This window comes from Micromonospora marincola (genome assembly GCF_056150385.1).
Window position 1 is genome coordinate 102,359 of record NZ_JAXCFT010000002.1, and the last position, 16,459, is coordinate 118,817.

Consider the following 16,459-nt stretch of genomic DNA (forward strand, 5'->3'; position numbering starts at 1 on the left):
GGGCCGGGACCGGGCGACCGCGCTCACAGCCAGCCGCGACGCTTGAACAGCAGATAGAGCGCGCCGCAGACGGCGAGCATCAGGGCGACCGCGAACAGGTAGCCGTACCGCCAGCCCAACTCCGGCATGTGGGTGAAGTTCATCCCGTAGACGGTGCCGATCAGGGTGGGCGCGAACAGGATCGCCGCCCAGGCGGAAACGCGCTTCACCTCCTCGTTCTGCTCGAAACTGGCGGCGGTCAGGCTGCGCATCTCCTCGTTCTGCGCCTGCGACACAAGCGTCGCGTTGACGGTGAGGATGCTCTGCAACAGGTGCCGGAACCCGTCCACCCGCTCCACCACCTGGGTGAGGTGGTCGGCCACGTCCCGAAGCCGGCGGCGCAGTTCCTCGTCCGTGCCGTAGCGGTCGAATCCGTCGGTGAGCGCCTCGACGACCTTCAGCAGCGGCCTCGCCGCGCGCTGGAACTGGATCACCTCGCGGCTCAACTGGTAGATGCGGCGGCTCGCGTTCGGGTCGCCGCCGAACACCTCGGTCTCGACCTCGTCGATGTCGTTCTCCAGCCCGGCCACCACCGGCGCGTAGCCGTCGACCACGCGGTCGAGCACCGCGTACAGGACCGCCTCGGGGCCGAGCCCGAGGACACCCGGGTCGGCCTCCAGCCGCCGCCGTACGGCGGCCAGGTCGGGCGCGCCGCCGTGCCGGACCGTGATCACGAACCCGGGTCCGAGGAAGAGGTGCAGCTCGGCGAACTCGACCGCCTCCCGCGCGTCGAGGTAGCGGGCGGCGCGCAGCACCACGAACAGGGTGTCGTCGTAGCGCTCCAGCTTCGGCCGCTGGTGGGCGTTGATCGCGTCCTCGACCGCCAGCTCGGGCAGCCGGAACTCGGCGGCGAGCGAGACGATCTGCTCCCGGCTCGGCCCGCGCAGGCCGATCCAGGCCATCGCGTCGTCGAGCTGCTGGAGACAGCGGTACGTGTCGGCGAGGCTGCCCGGCGAGGCGCGCCGTACGCCGTCGACGTAGACGCCGCTGTCGACAAGCCCGGCGGCCCGCTCCGGCTCCGCCGCGCCGGCGTCGACGGCGTGCTCGTCCAGACGCCTGCCGAACCCCTCCGGCGGCGGTGCCGCGAACCGGTCGTCCGCCATGCCCCTCCCCGCTGCTCGGCCGGCTCGCCGAGTCCCCCACGGCGGCCGGCGCAAACGTCAGGGCCGGTAGCGGTAACCCATGCCGGGCTCGGTGATCAGGTGCCGGGGCCGGGCCGGGTCGTCCTCCAGCTTGCGCCGCAACTGGGCCATGTACTGCCGCAGGTAGTTGGTTTCCTGGTCGTAGCCCGGGCCCCACACGTCGTGCAGCAGTTGCCGCTGGCTGACCAGCTTGCCGGGGTTGCGCAGCAGCTTCTCCAGCACGGCCCACTGGGTCGGGGTCAGCCTGACCTCCGCACCGTCGTCCCGGGTGACGGTCCGGTCGGTCAGGTCGACGGTGTGGCTGCCGACCCGCAGCGCGGGCACGCCGGGCGTGGCCGGGCCCAGCCGGCGGGTCACCGCGCGGATCCGGGCGAGCAACTCGTCCACCCCGAACGGCTTGGTCACGTAGTCGTCGGCGCCCGCGTCCAACGCGGCGACCTTGTCCTCGCTGCCGGCCCGGCCGGAGAGCACGATGATCGGCACGGCGGTCCAGCCGCGCAGCCCACGGATGACCTCGGTGCCGTCCAGGTCGGGCAGGCCGAGGTCGAGCACCACCAGGTCCGGCGGGTGGCCGGCGGCGGCCCTCAGCGCGGCGGCGCCGCTGTCGGCGACGTCGACGTCGTAGCCGCGGACCCGCAGGTTGATCCGCAGGGCGCGCAGGATCTGCGGCTCGTCGTCGACGACCAGGATGCGGGTCATTCCGGCGGCCCTCCCGACCCGGCGGCGGACGGCAGCCGCAGCACCATCGTGAGACCGCCGCCGGGCGTGGTCTCCGGGGTGATGCTGCCACCCATCGCCTCGACCAGACCCCGCGACAGCGCCAGCCCGAGCCCCACCCCGGTCTGGTTGTCCCGATCGCCGAGGCGCTGGAACGGCAGGAACACGTGCTCCCACTTGTCCTCCGGAATGCCCGGCCCGGTGTCGATCACCCGCAGCTCCACCCGGCCGGCGTGCGCGCTGCCGATGATCGTCGGCGGCCGGCCGGGCGGGCTGTGTCGCAGCGCGTTGGCGACGATGTTGACAAGCACCCGTTCCAGCAGGCCGGGGTCGGCCCGCGCCGCCGGCAGGTCCGGCGGGATGTCCGTGGTCACCTCGGCCGCCGCGGCGCCCAGCTCGTCCAGGGCCCGGGGTACGACGTCCTCCAGCCCGATCGCGGTCGCGGTGACGCCGAGCGCGCCGGCCTGCAACCGGCTCATGTCCAACAGGTTAGCCACCAGTCGGCCCAGCCGGTCCAGCGACTCGTCGGCGGTGGCCAGCAACTCCTCCCGGTCGTCCGCGTCGAACTCGACGTCGGGGCTGCGCAGGCTGCTCACCGCGGCCTTGGCCGAGGCGAGCGGCGTACGCAGGTCGTGGCTGACGGCGGCGAGCAGCGCGGTGCGCATCCGGTCGGCGGCGGCTAGCGGGCGGGCGGTGGCGGCCTCCTCGGCCAGCCGCTCCTGACGCAGCGCGACCGCGGCCTGGGCGGCGAACGCCTCGACCACCCGGCGGTCGGCGGCCTCCAGCCGCCGGCCGGCGAGCACCACGCTGAGCCGGTCGTCGACAGGCACCACGGTCTCCCCGGCGCTCGGACTGGCAGGTGGTCGCTCACCGACGCTCGCCACCACCCGCCAGGCGGCCTCGTCGGCGGATCGGGCCGGCCGGCCCTCGGCCCCGGCGCTCAGCTCCAGCACACTCACCGCGCGCACCCCGAACGTCTCCCGGAGCCGGTCCAGCAGCGCGGGCAGGGGGCGCGCCCCGCGCAGCACGCTGCCCGCGACGGTGGCCAGGGTCTGCGCGTCGGCGGACGCCCGGGCCGCCTCCCGGGTACGCCGGGCCGCCACGTCGACCACCCCGCTCACCGCGACCGCGACGCCGACGAACACGCCGAGCGCGAGGAGGTTGTCGGCCTCGGCGATGGTGAGCGTGTGGAACGGCGGGGTGAAGAACCAGTTGAGCAGCAGCGAACCGCCGAGCGCGGCGACCAGCGCCGGCCACAGCCCGCCGACGAGCGCCACCCCGACCACGCCGGCCAGGAAGAGCAGGATGTCGTTGGTCAGGGTGAGGTCGGGCAGCGTCCGCAGCAGCAGCGTGAGCAGCGGCATGCCGAGCACGGCGAGCGCGTACCCGAGCAGCCGGCGGCGGCGGGACAGCGCGGCCGGCGCCGCCCCGCCGCGACGGCCCCGCCCCGCCTCCCGGTGGGTGACCAGGTGCACGTCGATCGGGCCGGAGAGCGCGGTGGTGGTCACCCCGACGCCGCGGGCGAACACCTGGGCGAACCGCCCCCGCCGGCTGGCGCCGAGCACGAGTTGGGTGGCGTTGACGCCCCGCGCGAAGTCGAGCAGCGCCGCCGGGATGTCGGTGCCGAGCACCTCGTGGTACGTGCCACCGAGGCTCTCCACGAGCACCCGCTGCCGGGCCAGTTGGGCCGGGTCCGCGCCGGCCAGCCCGTCGCTGCGGGCCACGTGCACGGCGAGCAGGTCGGCACCCCTGCCGCGGGCGGCGACCCGGGCCGCCCGGCGGATCAGCGTCCCACCCTCGGGGCCGCCGGTGAGCGCGACGACCACCCGTTCCCGCGCCTCCCAGGTGTCGGAGATGCCGTGCTGTGCCCGGTATGCGTCGAGCTGCTCGTCGACCTTGTCGGCCAGCCAGAGCAGCGCCAGCTCGCGTAGCGCGGTGAGGTTGCCGACCCGGAAGTAGTTGCCGAGCGCCGCGTCGATCCGGTCGGGCCGGTAGATGTTGCCGTGGGCCATCCGGCGGCGCAGCGCCTCCGGCGTCATGTCCACCAGCTCGACCTGCTCGGCGGCGCGGACCACCTGGTCCGGCACGGTCTCCCGCTGGGTGACGCCGGTGATCTGCGCGACGACGTCGTTGAGCGACTCCAGGTGCTGCACGTTGACCGTGGACAGCACGCTGATCCCGGCGTCGAGCAGCTCCTGGACGTCCTGCCAGCGCCTGTCGTGCCGGGCGCCGGGGACGTTGGTGTGGGCCAGTTCGTCGACCACCACCACCTCGGGTCGGCGGGCCAGCACCGCGTCGAGGTCCATCTCGGTCAACTCGACGCACCGGTAGATCATCGTCCGGCGCGGCACCACCTCCAGGTCGCCGATCATCTCGGCGGTGTGCCGGCGCCCGTGCGTCTCGACCAGGCCGACCACCACGTCGGTGCCGCGCTCGGCCCGACGCCGCGCTTCTTCGAGCATGGCGTACGTCTTGCCCACACCGGGCGCCGCACCCAGGTAGATCCGCAGTTCCCCCTTACCCACCACCCCATCCTCCCCGAGTGAAAGGAAGGGGCCCCGCTTAACGCATTCGGTAGAGGCGGGGCCCCTTTTTAACACCTGCCGCCCTCAGCGCGGCGGGAACTCCCGGTCCAGTGCGAGGTTGAGGTCCAGCACGTTCACGGCGGGCCCGCCCAGGAAGCCGAGCGACCGGCCGGCGGTGTGCTCCCGGACCAGCCGGCGGATCACCCCGGGGTCCGCCCCACGCTCCCGCGCCACCCGGGCCACCTGGATCTCCGCGTACGCCGGGGAGATGTGCGGGTCGAGGCCGCTGCCGCCGGCGGTGACCGCGTCGGCCGGCACGGCCGGCTCCGCCGGCGCGTCCCCCCGGACCGGGGTGATCAGCCCGCCCTCGGCGACGTAGTCGTGGCCGGGCCGGGCCACCTCGACCGGCACGCCCTGCCACGTCGCGACGAACGGCGTCGCCGGCGCGACCTGGTTGACGCTCACCACCCGGGTGACCGTGCCGGTCAGGCCGCCGGCGCGGAACACGGCAAGCACCGCGCCCACCCCGTCCGGCGTGCAGTACGGGCGGCGCCCGTCCACGCCGTCCAGTTGGCCGACCGCCCGGCTGCGCGCGCAGACCTGGGTGAGCAGGCTCGGCGACGAGGTGCCCCGGTCGCCGGTGACGGTGTCCACCACGCTCTCCGGGCCGAGGTTGCCGGCGGCGGTGGCGGTCGGGTCGTAGCCGTCGCCGGCGGCGGACGGCCGGGACTGGAAGTAGCGCGGGACGGGGTTCCCGTCCGCGTCGGTGAACGACTGGCCGATCAGCGAGCTGCCGACGGTCCGGCCACCGACGGTGACGAGCGAACCGTCCGCCCGGCCGTCCAGGCCGGGGATCCGGCCGACCGCGACCAGAGCGAGCGGGTACGCGAACCCGAGCAGCACGGTGAGGACGAGCAGGGCGCGCAGGGCGGCGAGGTGTTGGGCGAGCCAACTGGGCAGACGCATCACGAGATCCCCGGGATGAACTGGACGAGCAGGTCGATGAGTTTGATGCCGACGAACGGCACCACGATGCCGCCGAGCCCGTACCGCAACAGGTTGCGGCCGAGCAGCTTGGAGGCGCTGGCCGGGCGGTAGCGCACGCCCCGCAGGGCCAGCGGGATGAGCGCGACGATGACTATCGCGTTGAAGACGACCGCGGACAGGATCGCCGACTCGGGGCTGGCCAGCCGCATCACGTTGAGCCGGTCCAGGGACGGGTAGATGCCGGCGAACATGGCCGGGATGATCGCGAAGTACTTCGCGATGTCGTTGGCGATGCTGAACGTCGTCAACGCGCCCCGCGTGATCAGCAACTGTTTGCCGATCTCCACGATCTCGATCAGCTTGGTCGGGTCCGAGTCGAGGTCGACCATGTTGCCGGCCTCCTTCGCGGCCGACGTGCCGGTGTTCATGGCCACCCCGACGTCCGCCTGGGCCAGCGCGGGTGCGTCGTTGGTGCCGTCGCCGGTCATCGCGACCAGCCGTCCACCCTCCTGCTCCTTGCGGATCAGGGCGAGCTTGTCCTCCGGTGTGGCCTCGGCGAGGAAGTCGTCCACGCCGGCCTCGTCGGCGATGGCCCTCGCGGTACGCGGGTTGTCCCCGGTGATCATCACGGTCCGGATGCCCATCCGGCGCATCTCGTCGAAGCGCTCCCGCATGCCGGCCTTGACCACGTCCTTGAGGTGGATGACGCCGAGCGCCCGGGCCGGTTCGCCGGCGACGTGCTCGGCGACCACGAGCGGGGTGCCGCCGGTACCGCTTATCGCGTCGACGAGCGCACCGATCTGGTCGGTCGGGTGGCCGCCGTGTTCGCGTACCCATGTCGTCACCGCGGCGGCGGCGCCCTTGCGGATCTGCCGGACGCCGTCGTCGGCGGTCAGGTCGACGCCGCTCATCCGGGTCTGCGCGGTGAACGGCACGAAGGTGGCGTGCGGGATGAGGCCGGGCTCGCGCTCGCGCAGCCCGAATCCGTTCTTGGCCAGCACCACCACCGAACGTCCCTCGGGTGTCTCGTCGGCCAGGCTGGAGAGCTGGGCCGCGTCCGCGACCGTGGCCGCGTCCACGCCGTCCACCGGCAGGAACTCGGCGGCCTGCCGATTGCCCAGGGTGATCGTGCCGGTCTTGTCCAGCAGCAGCGTGTTGACGTCGCCGGCCGCCTCAACCGCCCGGCCGCTCATGGCCAGCACGTTGCGCTGGACGAGGCGGTCCATGCCGGCGATGCCGATCGCGGAGAGCAGCGCGCCGATCGTGGTCGGAATGAGGCAGACCAGCAGCGAGACCAACACGACGCCGGTGACGCCGGAGTCGGTGATCGCCTGCGTGTCCGGCGCCGCGGCCTGCCAACCCTTGGCGAAGATCGCCATCGGCTGGAGCGTGACGACCGCGAGCAGGAAGATGACCGTCAGCGCGGCCAGCAGGATGTTCAACGCGATCTCGTTCGGCGTCTTCTGCCGGTCGGCGCCCTCGACCAGGGCGATCATCCGGTCGATGAAGCTCTCCCCCGGCTTCTGCGTGATCCGGACGACGATCCGGTCGGAGAGCACCCGGGTGCCGCCGGTGACCGCGCTGCGGTCGCCGCCGGACTCCCGGATCACCGGGGCGGACTCGCCGGTGATCGCCGACTCGTCGACGCTTGCGATGCCCTCGACCACGTCGCCGTCACCCGGGATGATCTGCCCGGCCTCGACCAGGACGATGTCGCCCTGCTTGAGCTGCGGCGCGGGCACCGCCTCGTCCCGGTACGCGTTGGCCGCCGCGCCCGGCGTCCAGCCGAGCAGCCGGGTGGCGATGGTGTCCTGCTTGGCCCGGCGCAGCGTGTCGGCCTGGGCCTTGCCCCGTCCCTCGGCGACCGCCTCGGCCAGGTTGGCGAAGAGCACGGTCAGCCACAGCCAGATCGTGATGGCCCAGGCGAACACCGACGGGTCGACGATCGCGAGGACGGTGGTGAACAGCGCGCCGATCTCGACGATCAGCATCACCGGGTTGCGCCACAGGGTGCGCGGATCCAGCTTGCGCAGCGCGTCCGGCAGGGACGCGAGCAGCTGGCGCGGGTCGAGCAGTCCGCCGCCGACCCGGTCGCCCTGGCGGGCCGGTGTGCCGAGGGTCGGCGCGTCGGCGGTGTCGAGAGGTGCCGTCATGTCCTTGTCTCTCATGGTGGTCACAGCCCTTCGGCCAGCGGGCCGAGCGCGAGCGCGGGCAGGAAGGTGAGCGCGACGAGGATCACCGTGACGCCGACGACCATGCCGACGAAGAGTGGCCGGTGGGTGGGCAGGGTGCCCTCGGACGCGGGCGTGGGCTGCTGGCGGGCCAGCGAGCCGGCAAGCGCGAGCACGAAGATGATCGGCAGGAACCTGCCGAGCAGCATGCACAGCCCCAGCGCGGTGTTCCACCAGGGCGTGTTCACGGTGATGCCGGCAAACGCCGAGCCGTTGTTGTTGCTCGCCGAGGTGAACGCGTAGAGCACCTCGGAGAGCCCGTGCGGGCCGGTGTTGAGCGCGGTCGAGGCGTTGCCGGTGGCGAACGCGGCGGCGGTGCCGGTGAGCACAAGCGCCGGTGTGATCAGGAAGTACATCGAGGCGAACTTGATCTCGCGCGACCCGATCTTCTTGCCCAGGTACTCAGGCGTGCGGCCGACCATCAGGCCGGCGACGAACACCGTGATCACCGCGAGGACCAGCAGCCCGTACAGGCCGGCGCCGACGCCGCCGGGGGCGACCTCGCCGAGCATCATGTTGCCGAGCGTCATCATCCCGCCCAACGCGGTGTACGAGTCGTGGAACGAGTTGACCGCGCCGGTGGAGGTGAGCGTGGTGGCCGCCGCGAAGGTGGCCGAGTTCGACACGTCGAACCGCACCTCCTTGCCCTCCATCGCCGCGCCGACCGCCTGCGGCACCGTGCCGTCACCGGTCAGCTCGAAGACGTTGGTCAGGGTGATGCTGGCGAGCGCGAGGATCGCCATCACGGCGACGATCGCGTGGCCCTGCCGCTTTTGCCCGACCATCCGGCCGAAGACCCGGGGCAGGCTGAACGGGATCACCAGGAGCAGGAAGATCTCCAGCCAGTTCGTCCACGCGGTGGGGTTCTCGAACGGGTGGGCGCTGTTGGCGTTGTAGAAGCCGCCGCCGTTCGTGCCGAGTTCCTTGATCACCTCCTGGCCGGCCACCGGCCCACCGGTGATCGTCTGACCCCCGCCGGTGAGCGTGGTCACGTCGGTGCCGCCGGACAGGTTCTGCACCACCCCGCCGAGCATCAGCACGACCGCGCCGACCACCGCGATCGGCAGCAGGATCCGCAGCGTGACGCGGATCAGGTCGACCCAGAAGTTGCCCAGCTCGCCGGTGCGGCTCCGGGCGAAACCCCGGACCAGCGCCACCGCGACGGCGATGCCGACCGCGGCGGAGACGAAGTTCTGCACCGCGAGGCCGGCCATCTGCACCAGGTGGCCCATGGTCGACTCACCCGGGTACCACTGCCAGTTGGTGTTGGTCACGAACGACACCGCCGTGTTCCAGGCGCCGTGCGGCACCACCGGGTCGAACCCCAGCGAGAGCCACAGGTGGTTCTGCAGGCGCTGGAACGCGTAGAGGAAGAGGATCGAGACGGCCGAGAAGGCGAGCACCGCGCGGACGTACACGCCCCAGGTCTGCTCGGCGGCCGGGTCGACCCCGACCAGTCGGTAGACGCCCCGTTCGACACGTGCCGACCGGGTGCCGGTGACCACCCGGTACATGTGGTCGCCGAACGGACGGTGCACGGCGACAAGCGCCACCACCAGCGACAGCACGAAGAGCACCCCGGCTGTGGTCGTGCTCATCAGAAACGCTCCGGGAACAGCAGGGCGGCGACCAGGAACACGCCCAGTCCGATCGCCAGCACCAGGCCGACGCTGTTGACGGCGTTCACAGCCTCTCCACGCCCCGCACCACGAGGGCGAGAGCCACGAACAGCCCCACCGTCAGCAACACGAACAGCACGTCAGACACGGCTGACCACTCCTTGCGAGTTGTCCGCGCGACCGCCTCCCGGCCGCCGGGCAATCACAACGCCGGGTCGGGCCGATGGACAGGGGTCATGACGCGACCATCACGCCGGAGGGCGCTTTCTTGACGCGCTTTTCACGCCGGAGCGTTGATCAAGCATGCCGAAGGCATCATCGCGGGCAAACGCGGATCCTCGGCCGAGGAGGTGTTCGCCATCCCGGGCCGGGTGTCGCGGGGCTCCAACCTCAAGCTGCGGGAGGTCGGCGAACCGCGCGGTGGACGGCGGCCGGAGCCGGCCGCCGTACCCGGTTCAGCGTGGCATCTCCCGCCAGCCGGTGCCGCTCGACCGCCAGGCCCCGGCGAGGATGCTCGCCGAACCACGGCTCGGGCACTGCTGGATCTTCGACCGACCGGCGGCGCCGCCGATCTGGGCCTGGACCTGCCAGCGCTGCCCGTCGGTGCAGATGTAGACGTCGCGACGCCCGCGCGGGATGCTGACGCCGTTCCACCAGTGTTCCTCGACGACCATTCCGTGACCGTACCGCAGGTGACCCGGTCCGGCCCAGACCTGGAAATCCCGTCGACCGTCGCCGGTGCGCGAGTTAGCGTACCGGCGACCGTCACTCCGAGACCGTGAAGAGGGTGTTTTGGTGCCCGTGCCGACCGCGCCGAACCGGATCGACCTGCCCACGACCCTCTTCCATCGGAGCGACCACATTGGATCTGCCACGTAACTTCACCATCCGCGAGGGCGACCTCCGCGTCCTGAACCCGTTCGACGAGGCCAAGCTGGCCACGCTGGGCCGGGCGATCAAGCTCGCACCCGGCGCCGAACTGCTGGACCTGTGCAGCGGCAAGGGCGAGCTGCTCTGCACCTGGGCCCGGGACCACGGGATCACCGGCACCGGGGTCGACATCAGCACCGTGTTCACCGCCGCCGCCCGGGACCGCGCCGTCGAGCTGGGCGTCGCCGACCGGGTCCGGCTCGTGCACGGTGACGCCGCCGCGTACGTTTCGGAGCGTCCGGTCGACGTGGCCGCATGCGTCGGCGCGACCTGGATCGGCGGCGGCGTCCCCGGCACCCTGGAGCTGCTCGACCGCGCGCTGCGGCCCGGCGGCATGGTGCTTGTCGGCGAGCCGTACTGGCGGCAGGACCCGCCGGACGCCGAGGCCGTGACCGCCTCGCACGCCAGGTCCCGGGACGACTTCCACGACCTGCCCGGCCTGGTCCGGCTCTTCGGCGAGTGCGGCTGGGACCTGGTCGAGATGGTCCTCGCCGACCAGGACAGCTGGGACCGGTACGCCGCCGCGCACTGGCTGAACCTGCGCCGCTGGCTGGATGCCAACCCGGACGACGAGCTGGCTCCGGAGCTGCGGCGGGAGCTGACCGAGGACCCGCTCAGCCACGTCCGTTTCCGGCGTGAGTATCTGGGTTGGGGAGTGTTCGCGCTGCTGCGTCGCTGATGCGGCGCCCGGCCGGCCGGTCGCATCCGGTGGTCGGCCGGCCGGGCTTAGCGGATGGCTACGCAGGGTAAAGGAAGATCATGGGACAGTTGCGCACGTCGCCGCCGCCGCCACAGGCCACTCAACTGGAGCGGTGGGTGCTCGACACCCCCGAGGAGCTTCGCGACGTGCGGGCGTCGCTGCGTGACGCGCTGAACCGGCACGGGCTGGTGCAGGGCGAGGATCTGGACGAGGTGCCGCACATGGTCCTGCTCGTCGCCACCGAGCTGTCCAGCAACGCGCTCCGGCACGGACGACCGCCCACCATCGTCACGCTGCTGGCCACCGACGACCGCTTCCTGCTCGACGTGGCCGACCACGACGTCAGCTCGGTGCCGGAGCTGTCCGACATCAGCCCGACGAACTCGGGCGGGCGCGGGCTGTTCCTGGCCCAGTCGATCTCGCTCGACGTCGGCTGGTACGCCACCGACACCACCAAGCACATCTGGGCCGCGTTCTCGCGGTAGGGCTCAGAAACCGGACACCGGGTGCGGAACGTAAGGCGCCTCCAACTCCGCCACCTCGGCGTCGGTGAGCGCCAGCTCCAGCCCGGCCACCGCGTCGGTCAGGTGGTGCGGTTTCGTCGCGCCCACGATCGGCGCGGTGACCGCCGGGTTGTGCGCCACCCAGGCCAGCGCCACCTGGGCGCGCGGCACACCACGCTGCTCGGCCACCCGGCCCACCGCGTCGACCACCGCCCGGTCGTGCTCCTCGGTGCGCGCGTAGAGGTTGCGGCCGAACTCGTCGGTCTCCGTCCGCGCGGTCCGCTCCCCCGCGTCGCGGGTCAGCAGGCCGCGGGCCAGCGGGCTCCACGGGATCACCGCGACGCCCTCGTCGCGGCAGAGCGGCAGCATCTCCCGCTCCTCCTCGCGGTAGAGCAGGTTGTAGTGGTTCTGCATGGAGACGAAGCGGGTCCAGCCGTGCCGCTCGGCGGCCCAGAGCGCCTTGGCGAACTGCCACGCGTACATCGACGAGGCGCCCAGGTAGCGGACCTTGCCGGCCCGCACCAGGTCGTGCAGCGCCTCAAGCGTCTCCTCGATCGGGGTGATCGGGTCGAGGCGGTGGATCTGGTAGAGGTCGACGTAGTCGGTGCCGAGCCGGCGCAGGCTCGCGTCGATCTCGCTCATGATGTGCTTGCGGGACAGCCCGCCGCGGTTCGGCCCCGGCCCCATCCGGCCGTGCACCTTGGTCGCGATCACCACGTCGTCGCGGTCGGCGAAGTCCTTCAGCGCCCGGCCGACGATCTCCTCGCTGGTGCCGTCGGAGTAGACGTTGGCGGTGTCGAAGAAGTTCACCCCCAACTCCAGCGCCTGCTTGATGAAGGGTCGAGCGTCGTCCTCCGGCAGTGACCAGGGGTGGGTGCCCCGACCCGGCTCGCCGTAACTCATGCAACCCAGGCAGAGCCTGGACACCTCCAGGCCGGTGGAACCGAACGTCACGTAATCCATGCCGTCCATCTCACCACCGGCCGGCGACGCGCGCAGTCCCGCGGGTCAGTGGTCCCCGGCCGGGATCGGGTCGTCGTACTGGCCGGACGGCCCGGCCAGCGGTTCGCCGCCCACGAGCGGCCACGCGTTCGCCGCGCAGCCGTGCAGGCCGAGCGTCTGCTGCACCATCACCGGGGCCGGGCCGCCGGCCCGGGGGCAGCGCTCGTGGCCCCGGCCCAGCCGGTGCCCCACCTCGTGGTTGAGCAGATACTGCCGGTAGAGGTCGAGGTCGGGCACGTGCGGCACCCCGTACACCCAGCGGGCCACGTTGATCACCACTCGGTCGCCGTTGCGGCAGGAGGTGTAGCGGTCGGTCCGGTCGCCGCAGAGATCGCCGCGGGTGACAGGCGTGGTGAGCAGCACGGTGAAGTCGGCCGGCCCGTCCCGGCCCACCCGTTGCAGCCGCCACCGGCCGTCGCCGGTCCAGCCGCGCGGGTCGGCGAGCGTCGCCGCGACCTCGCGGGCGAAGCGTTCGGTGTCCACGTTACGGATGCCGTCCTCGACCGCGACCCGGTAGCGCAGCAGCTCACCGGAGCGCCCGGCCACCGCGCCGACCGTGTCGGCGGTGCGGAAGCCGCCGCCACCCCGAAGCGGATAACTGATGCCCGGCGGCACCCGGCCGGCCGCCGGAACCGGCGGCGGGGCGGTCCTCGTCGGCCGGGCGGTCGCCGCCGACGGACGCGCGTCGGGCGCCGTCGCCGGCACCGTTCGCTCCACCCCGACCGAGGCCAGCAGCTCCGGGTGCCGCCGCACGGCGTACCACCCGCCGGCCGTGAGGCCGGTCACGACGACGACCGCAGCCAGGGCGCGGACGCCGGCCCGCGACCTCCGTCGCCGCCGGTGCACACCCCGGTCCTGCCCGCCCACGTCGCTCTCCGTCCGTCGCACCGCCCGCGCTCCGGAGGAGAGTACGGAAGACAGGGCCGGACGGTTGAACGGGTGAGCCGGGTACCGTCGGTGTCGGGGTGGACGACCGGCCGCCTGTCGGATCCCAGGGAGCCACCCGTGTCATCAGCCGAGCCGCTGCTCGCCGACGCCCTCGCGGCGGCGCGCGGCATCGACGTACGCGCCGCCGAGCGTACCCTCGACGCTCTGGTGGTGACCGACGGCGCGGCGGTGGACGCGGCCCTGCTCACCCGGCTGTCCCGGGCCGTGGGCCGGCTCTGGCCGCGCGGCTGGCAACCGCTCGACCTGGACCGGCTCGCCACCCGCCGGCTCACCCCGCGCGGCGCCCGGCTGCTGCGCGACGCGCTGGCCGCCCAGCGACGCGGGCTGCCCGCCCCGGTCCCGACCTGGTTCGACGAGCAGCTCGCCGAGCTGGGCGCGCGCTGGGACGCCGACGCGGGCTGGCTGGACCGCCGGGCCGGCGGCGACCGGATCACCGCGCTGCGGGACGCGGTCGACGCGCTCGTCCTGGTCGAGGGCCTGCCCCCGATCGCGCTGCTCCGGCCGCCGCCGGACGCGGCGGCCGTCCCGCTCGCCGCCGCGCCGGCCACCGGCTCCCGGATGCTCGACCGGGTACGCGCGCTGCTGGCCAAGGCCGAGTCGAGCGGCTACCCGGCCGAGGCGGAGGCGTTCACCGCCAAGGCGCAGGAGCTGATGGCCCGGCACAGCATCGACGCGGCGCTGCTCGACGCCACGGCCGAGCGGCCGGACCAACCGGGTGGGATGCGTCTCGGCACCGACGCCCCGTACGCGGCGGCGAAGGCGCTGCTGATCCAGGAGGTGGCGGCGGCGAACCGGTGCGAGTCGGTCTGGTCCGACGACCTGGGCTTCGCCACCGTGCTCGGCTTCCCGGCCGACCTGGCCGCGGTCGAGTTGCTGCACACGTCGCTACTGGTGCAGGCCACCGCCGCGATGCTGCGCGGGCGGAGCGGACGCGGCAAGGGCAGCGGGCGGCGCACCAAGGGCTACGACGAGTCGTTCCTGAACGCGTTCGCGCTGCGGATCGGGGAGCGGTTGCGGGCCGCAAGCGTCGCCGCGGCCGAGGAGCGGGACGACGAACGGTTGCTGCCGGTGCTCGCGGCCCGCTCGGACGCCGTCCGGAGCCGCGCCGACCAGCTCTTTCCCGGCACCACCCGGCACCGGCTCCAGGTGCGCGACAGCGAGGGGTGGTCCTCCGGCGCCACCGCCGCCGACCGCGCCTCATTAGACGCCAACCGCCCCGCCCCCCGCCCCGTGCACGGCCCTCGCTGACCTCCCGCCGGCGTCCCGGCGTTGATCAGTTGCGGCGTTGATCATGAAGTTAGCGACGGCAAAGCAGACAACACGAGCCGCCAACCTCATGATCGACGACAATCCAGGCGAGACCTTGGCGAGCGGCAGCGTTATCCCTAGGACACACCCTGTCGGATCGGGCCGGTCGGCTCCGACCCGTCTGCGAGGCACCACCGACGGTGGCCCGAACCCGAGGAGTGGACCATGAAGTACATGCTGCTGATCTGGAACCGGCCCGGCTTCGTCGAGGAGCTGTCCGAGGCGGAGCGCAACGCGATCTTCGGCGAGGTCGACGAGATCATGAAGGAGCTGACCGAGTCCGGCGAGCTGGTCGGCGGGGAGGCGCTGGCCCACCCCTCGCAGACCCGCACGGTACGGGCCACGGCCGGCGGCACGGAGATCACCGACGGGCCGTTCGTGGAGAGCAAGGAGCAGTTCGCCGGCTATCTGACGGTCGACTGCGAGACCCCCGAGCGGGCCGCCGAGATCGCCGCGAGCTGGCCGGACGTACGGCGCGGCTTCGGCGTGCTTGAGGTGCGCGCGGTGATGGAGCAGGCCGGGACGGAGATGTGACCTCCCGGGCGGTCGAGGACCTGCTGCGGACGCTCGCACCGCAGGTCCTCGGCGTGCTCGTACGCCGGCACGGCCAGTTCTACGCCTGCGAGGACGCCGTCCAAGAGGCGCTGCTCGCCGCCGCCACCCAGTGGCCGGCGCAGGGCGTGCCGGACCATCCCCGCGCCTGGCTGGTCACCGTGGCCACCCGCCGGCTCACCGACGAGTGGCGCAGCGAGCACGCCCGCCGGCAACGCGAGGTCGCGGTGGTCGTCCGTCAGCCGGCGTACGCGACGGTCGCCCCGCCGGCCGACGAGGAACCGCCGAGCGGGGACGACACGCTGAAGCTGCTCTTCCTCTGCTGCCATCCGGCGCTGCCGGCGGGCGCCCAGGTGGCGCTCACCCTGCGGGCGGTGGGCGGGTTGAGCACCGCCGAGATCGCCCGGGCGTACCTGGTGCCGGAGGCCACCATGAGCCAGCGGATCCGCCGGGCCAAGCAGCGGATCGAGGCGGCCGGGGCGCGCTTCACGCTGCCCTCGACGGCCGACCGGGACGAGCGGCTGGGCGCGGTGCTGCGGGTGCTCTATCTGATCTTCAACGAGGGCTACACCGCGTCGAGCGGGGACGAGTTGCACCGGGCCGAGCTGACCGGGGAGGCGATCCGGCTGGCCCGGGAACTGCGCCGGTCGCTGCCGGACCACGGCGAGGTGGCCGGGCTGTTGGCGCTGATGCTGCTCACCGACGCGCACCGGGCGGCGCGCACCGGCCCGGACGGGGAACTGGTGCCGCTGGCGGAGCAGGACCGGACCCGCTGGGACCGGGTCGCCGTGGCGGAGGGGATCGCGCTTGTGACGGAGGCGCTGACCTGGTCGGCGCCCGGCCCGTACCAGGTGCAGGCGGCCATCGCCGCAGTGCACGCGGAGGCACCCACCGCCGCGACGACGGACTGGCCGCAGATCGTCGCGCTCTACCGGGTGCTGGCCCGGCTCGCGCCCAACCCGATGGTCACGCTCAACCAGGCCGTCGCGGTGGCCATGGTGGACGGCCCCCGGGCCGGCCTGGCCCTGCTCGCGCCGCTGGACGCCGACGACCGGACCGCCGGCCACCACCGGCTGGCCGCCGTCCGCGCGCACCTGCTCGAACTCGCCGGCGACCGGGCGGACGCCCGGGCCGCGTACCTGGCCGCCGCCCGCGCCACCACCAGCCTGCCCGAGCGGCGTTACCTGGAGGTACGCGCCGCGCGACTGACCACCGACCACTGAATCGCGCAAGATCCACACCACCTCGGCGAGGTG

Annotated in this window: 15 protein-coding genes; 5 read left to right on the forward strand and 10 right to left on the reverse strand. The window is 73.0% G+C overall.

The annotated features are described in order from the left end of the window. Window positions 1-23: 23 nt before the first annotated feature. The 8 genes from SM450_RS04840 to SM450_RS04875 form a co-directional block, all read right to left on the reverse strand. Window positions 24-1,142: a magnesium and cobalt transport protein CorA gene (locus SM450_RS04840; RefSeq protein WP_474618457.1), complete on the reverse strand. Its 1,119-nt coding sequence runs from the start codon at window positions 1,140-1,142 to the stop codon at window positions 24-26. Window positions 1,143-1,199: 57 nt separating this feature from the next. Next, entirely contained in the window at window positions 1,200-1,880 is a 681-nt protein-coding gene (locus tag SM450_RS04845; protein WP_474618458.1) for a response regulator, read from the reverse strand. Continuing rightward, entirely contained in the window at window positions 1,877-4,423 is a 2,547-nt protein-coding gene (locus tag SM450_RS04850; RefSeq protein ID WP_474618459.1) for a sensor histidine kinase, read from the reverse strand. Before SM450_RS04850 ends, SM450_RS04845 begins: the two co-directional genes overlap by 4 nt. Window positions 4,424-4,507: 84 nt before the next feature. Then, complete coding sequence (locus tag SM450_RS04855; protein ID WP_474618460.1) at window positions 4,508-5,389, reverse strand: potassium-transporting ATPase subunit C; 882 nt, start codon at window positions 5,387-5,389, stop codon at window positions 4,508-4,510. Next, complete coding sequence (gene kdpB, locus SM450_RS04860) at window positions 5,389-7,563, reverse strand: potassium-transporting ATPase subunit KdpB (RefSeq protein WP_474618461.1); 2,175 nt, start codon at window positions 7,561-7,563, stop codon at window positions 5,389-5,391. The genes SM450_RS04855 and kdpB overlap by 1 nt, the downstream gene beginning before the upstream one ends. A gap of 20 nt (window positions 7,564-7,583) precedes the next feature. Continuing rightward, entirely contained in the window at window positions 7,584-9,239 is a 1,656-nt protein-coding gene (gene kdpA, locus SM450_RS04865; protein ID WP_474618462.1) for a potassium-transporting ATPase subunit KdpA, read from the reverse strand. Further along, the gene (gene kdpF, locus SM450_RS04870) at window positions 9,239-9,328 is read right to left on the reverse strand and encodes a K(+)-transporting ATPase subunit F (RefSeq protein ID WP_474618463.1); all 90 of its coding nucleotides are present in this window, start codon (window positions 9,326-9,328) and stop codon (window positions 9,239-9,241) included. Before kdpF ends, kdpA begins: the two co-directional genes overlap by 1 nt. 387 nt (window positions 9,329-9,715) lie before the next feature. Next, window positions 9,716-9,934, reverse strand: a complete 219-nt coding sequence (locus SM450_RS04875; protein WP_281585223.1) for a hypothetical protein — start codon at window positions 9,932-9,934, stop codon at window positions 9,716-9,718. Window positions 9,935-10,122: 188 nt separating this feature from the next. On the opposite strand from SM450_RS04875, the gene SM450_RS04880 reads away from it, so the two are divergent. Together SM450_RS04880 and SM450_RS04885 are read left to right on the forward strand one after the other, a co-directional pair. Then, window positions 10,123-10,869 carry an SAM-dependent methyltransferase gene (locus SM450_RS04880; RefSeq protein WP_474618464.1) on the forward strand — a complete coding sequence of 249 codons (747 nt, stop codon included), beginning with the start codon at window positions 10,123-10,125 and terminating at the stop codon, window positions 10,867-10,869. An 80-nt stretch (window positions 10,870-10,949) separates the two neighbouring features. Beyond that, window positions 10,950-11,375 (forward strand): ATP-binding protein, encoded by a 426-nt coding sequence (locus SM450_RS04885; RefSeq protein ID WP_474618465.1) that lies wholly within the window; start codon window positions 10,950-10,952, stop codon window positions 11,373-11,375. Window positions 11,376-11,378: 3 nt separating this feature from the next. On the opposite strand, the gene SM450_RS04890 is transcribed toward SM450_RS04885, so the two are convergent. Together SM450_RS04890 and SM450_RS04895 are read right to left on the reverse strand one after the other, a co-directional pair. Continuing rightward, complete coding sequence (locus SM450_RS04890; protein ID WP_474619014.1) at window positions 11,379-12,356, reverse strand: aldo/keto reductase; 978 nt, start codon at window positions 12,354-12,356, stop codon at window positions 11,379-11,381. Window positions 12,357-12,401: 45 nt separating this feature from the next. After that, on the reverse strand, window positions 12,402-13,181 hold the full coding sequence (locus SM450_RS04895) for a DUF3152 domain-containing protein (RefSeq protein ID WP_474618466.1): 780 nt from the start codon (window positions 13,179-13,181) through the stop codon (window positions 12,402-12,404). Between the two features lie 219 nt (window positions 13,182-13,400). On the opposite strand from SM450_RS04895, the gene SM450_RS04900 reads away from it, so the two are divergent. The 3 genes from SM450_RS04900 to SM450_RS04910 all read left to right on the forward strand — a co-directional run bounded on the left by SM450_RS04900 (window position 13,401) and on the right by SM450_RS04910 (window position 16,426). Then, a complete protein-coding gene (locus SM450_RS04900; RefSeq protein WP_474618467.1) occupies window positions 13,401-14,591 on the forward strand; it encodes a DUF2786 domain-containing protein in 1,191 nt (396 codons plus the stop codon). 225 nt (window positions 14,592-14,816) lie between these two features. After that, window positions 14,817-15,185: a YciI family protein gene (locus SM450_RS04905; RefSeq protein WP_474618468.1), complete on the forward strand. Its 369-nt coding sequence runs from the start codon at window positions 14,817-14,819 to the stop codon at window positions 15,183-15,185. Further along, window positions 15,182-16,426 (forward strand): RNA polymerase sigma factor, encoded by a 1,245-nt coding sequence (locus tag SM450_RS04910; RefSeq protein WP_474618469.1) that lies wholly within the window; start codon window positions 15,182-15,184, stop codon window positions 16,424-16,426. Before SM450_RS04905 ends, SM450_RS04910 begins: the two co-directional genes overlap by 4 nt. Window positions 16,427-16,459: the final 33 nt, after the last annotated feature.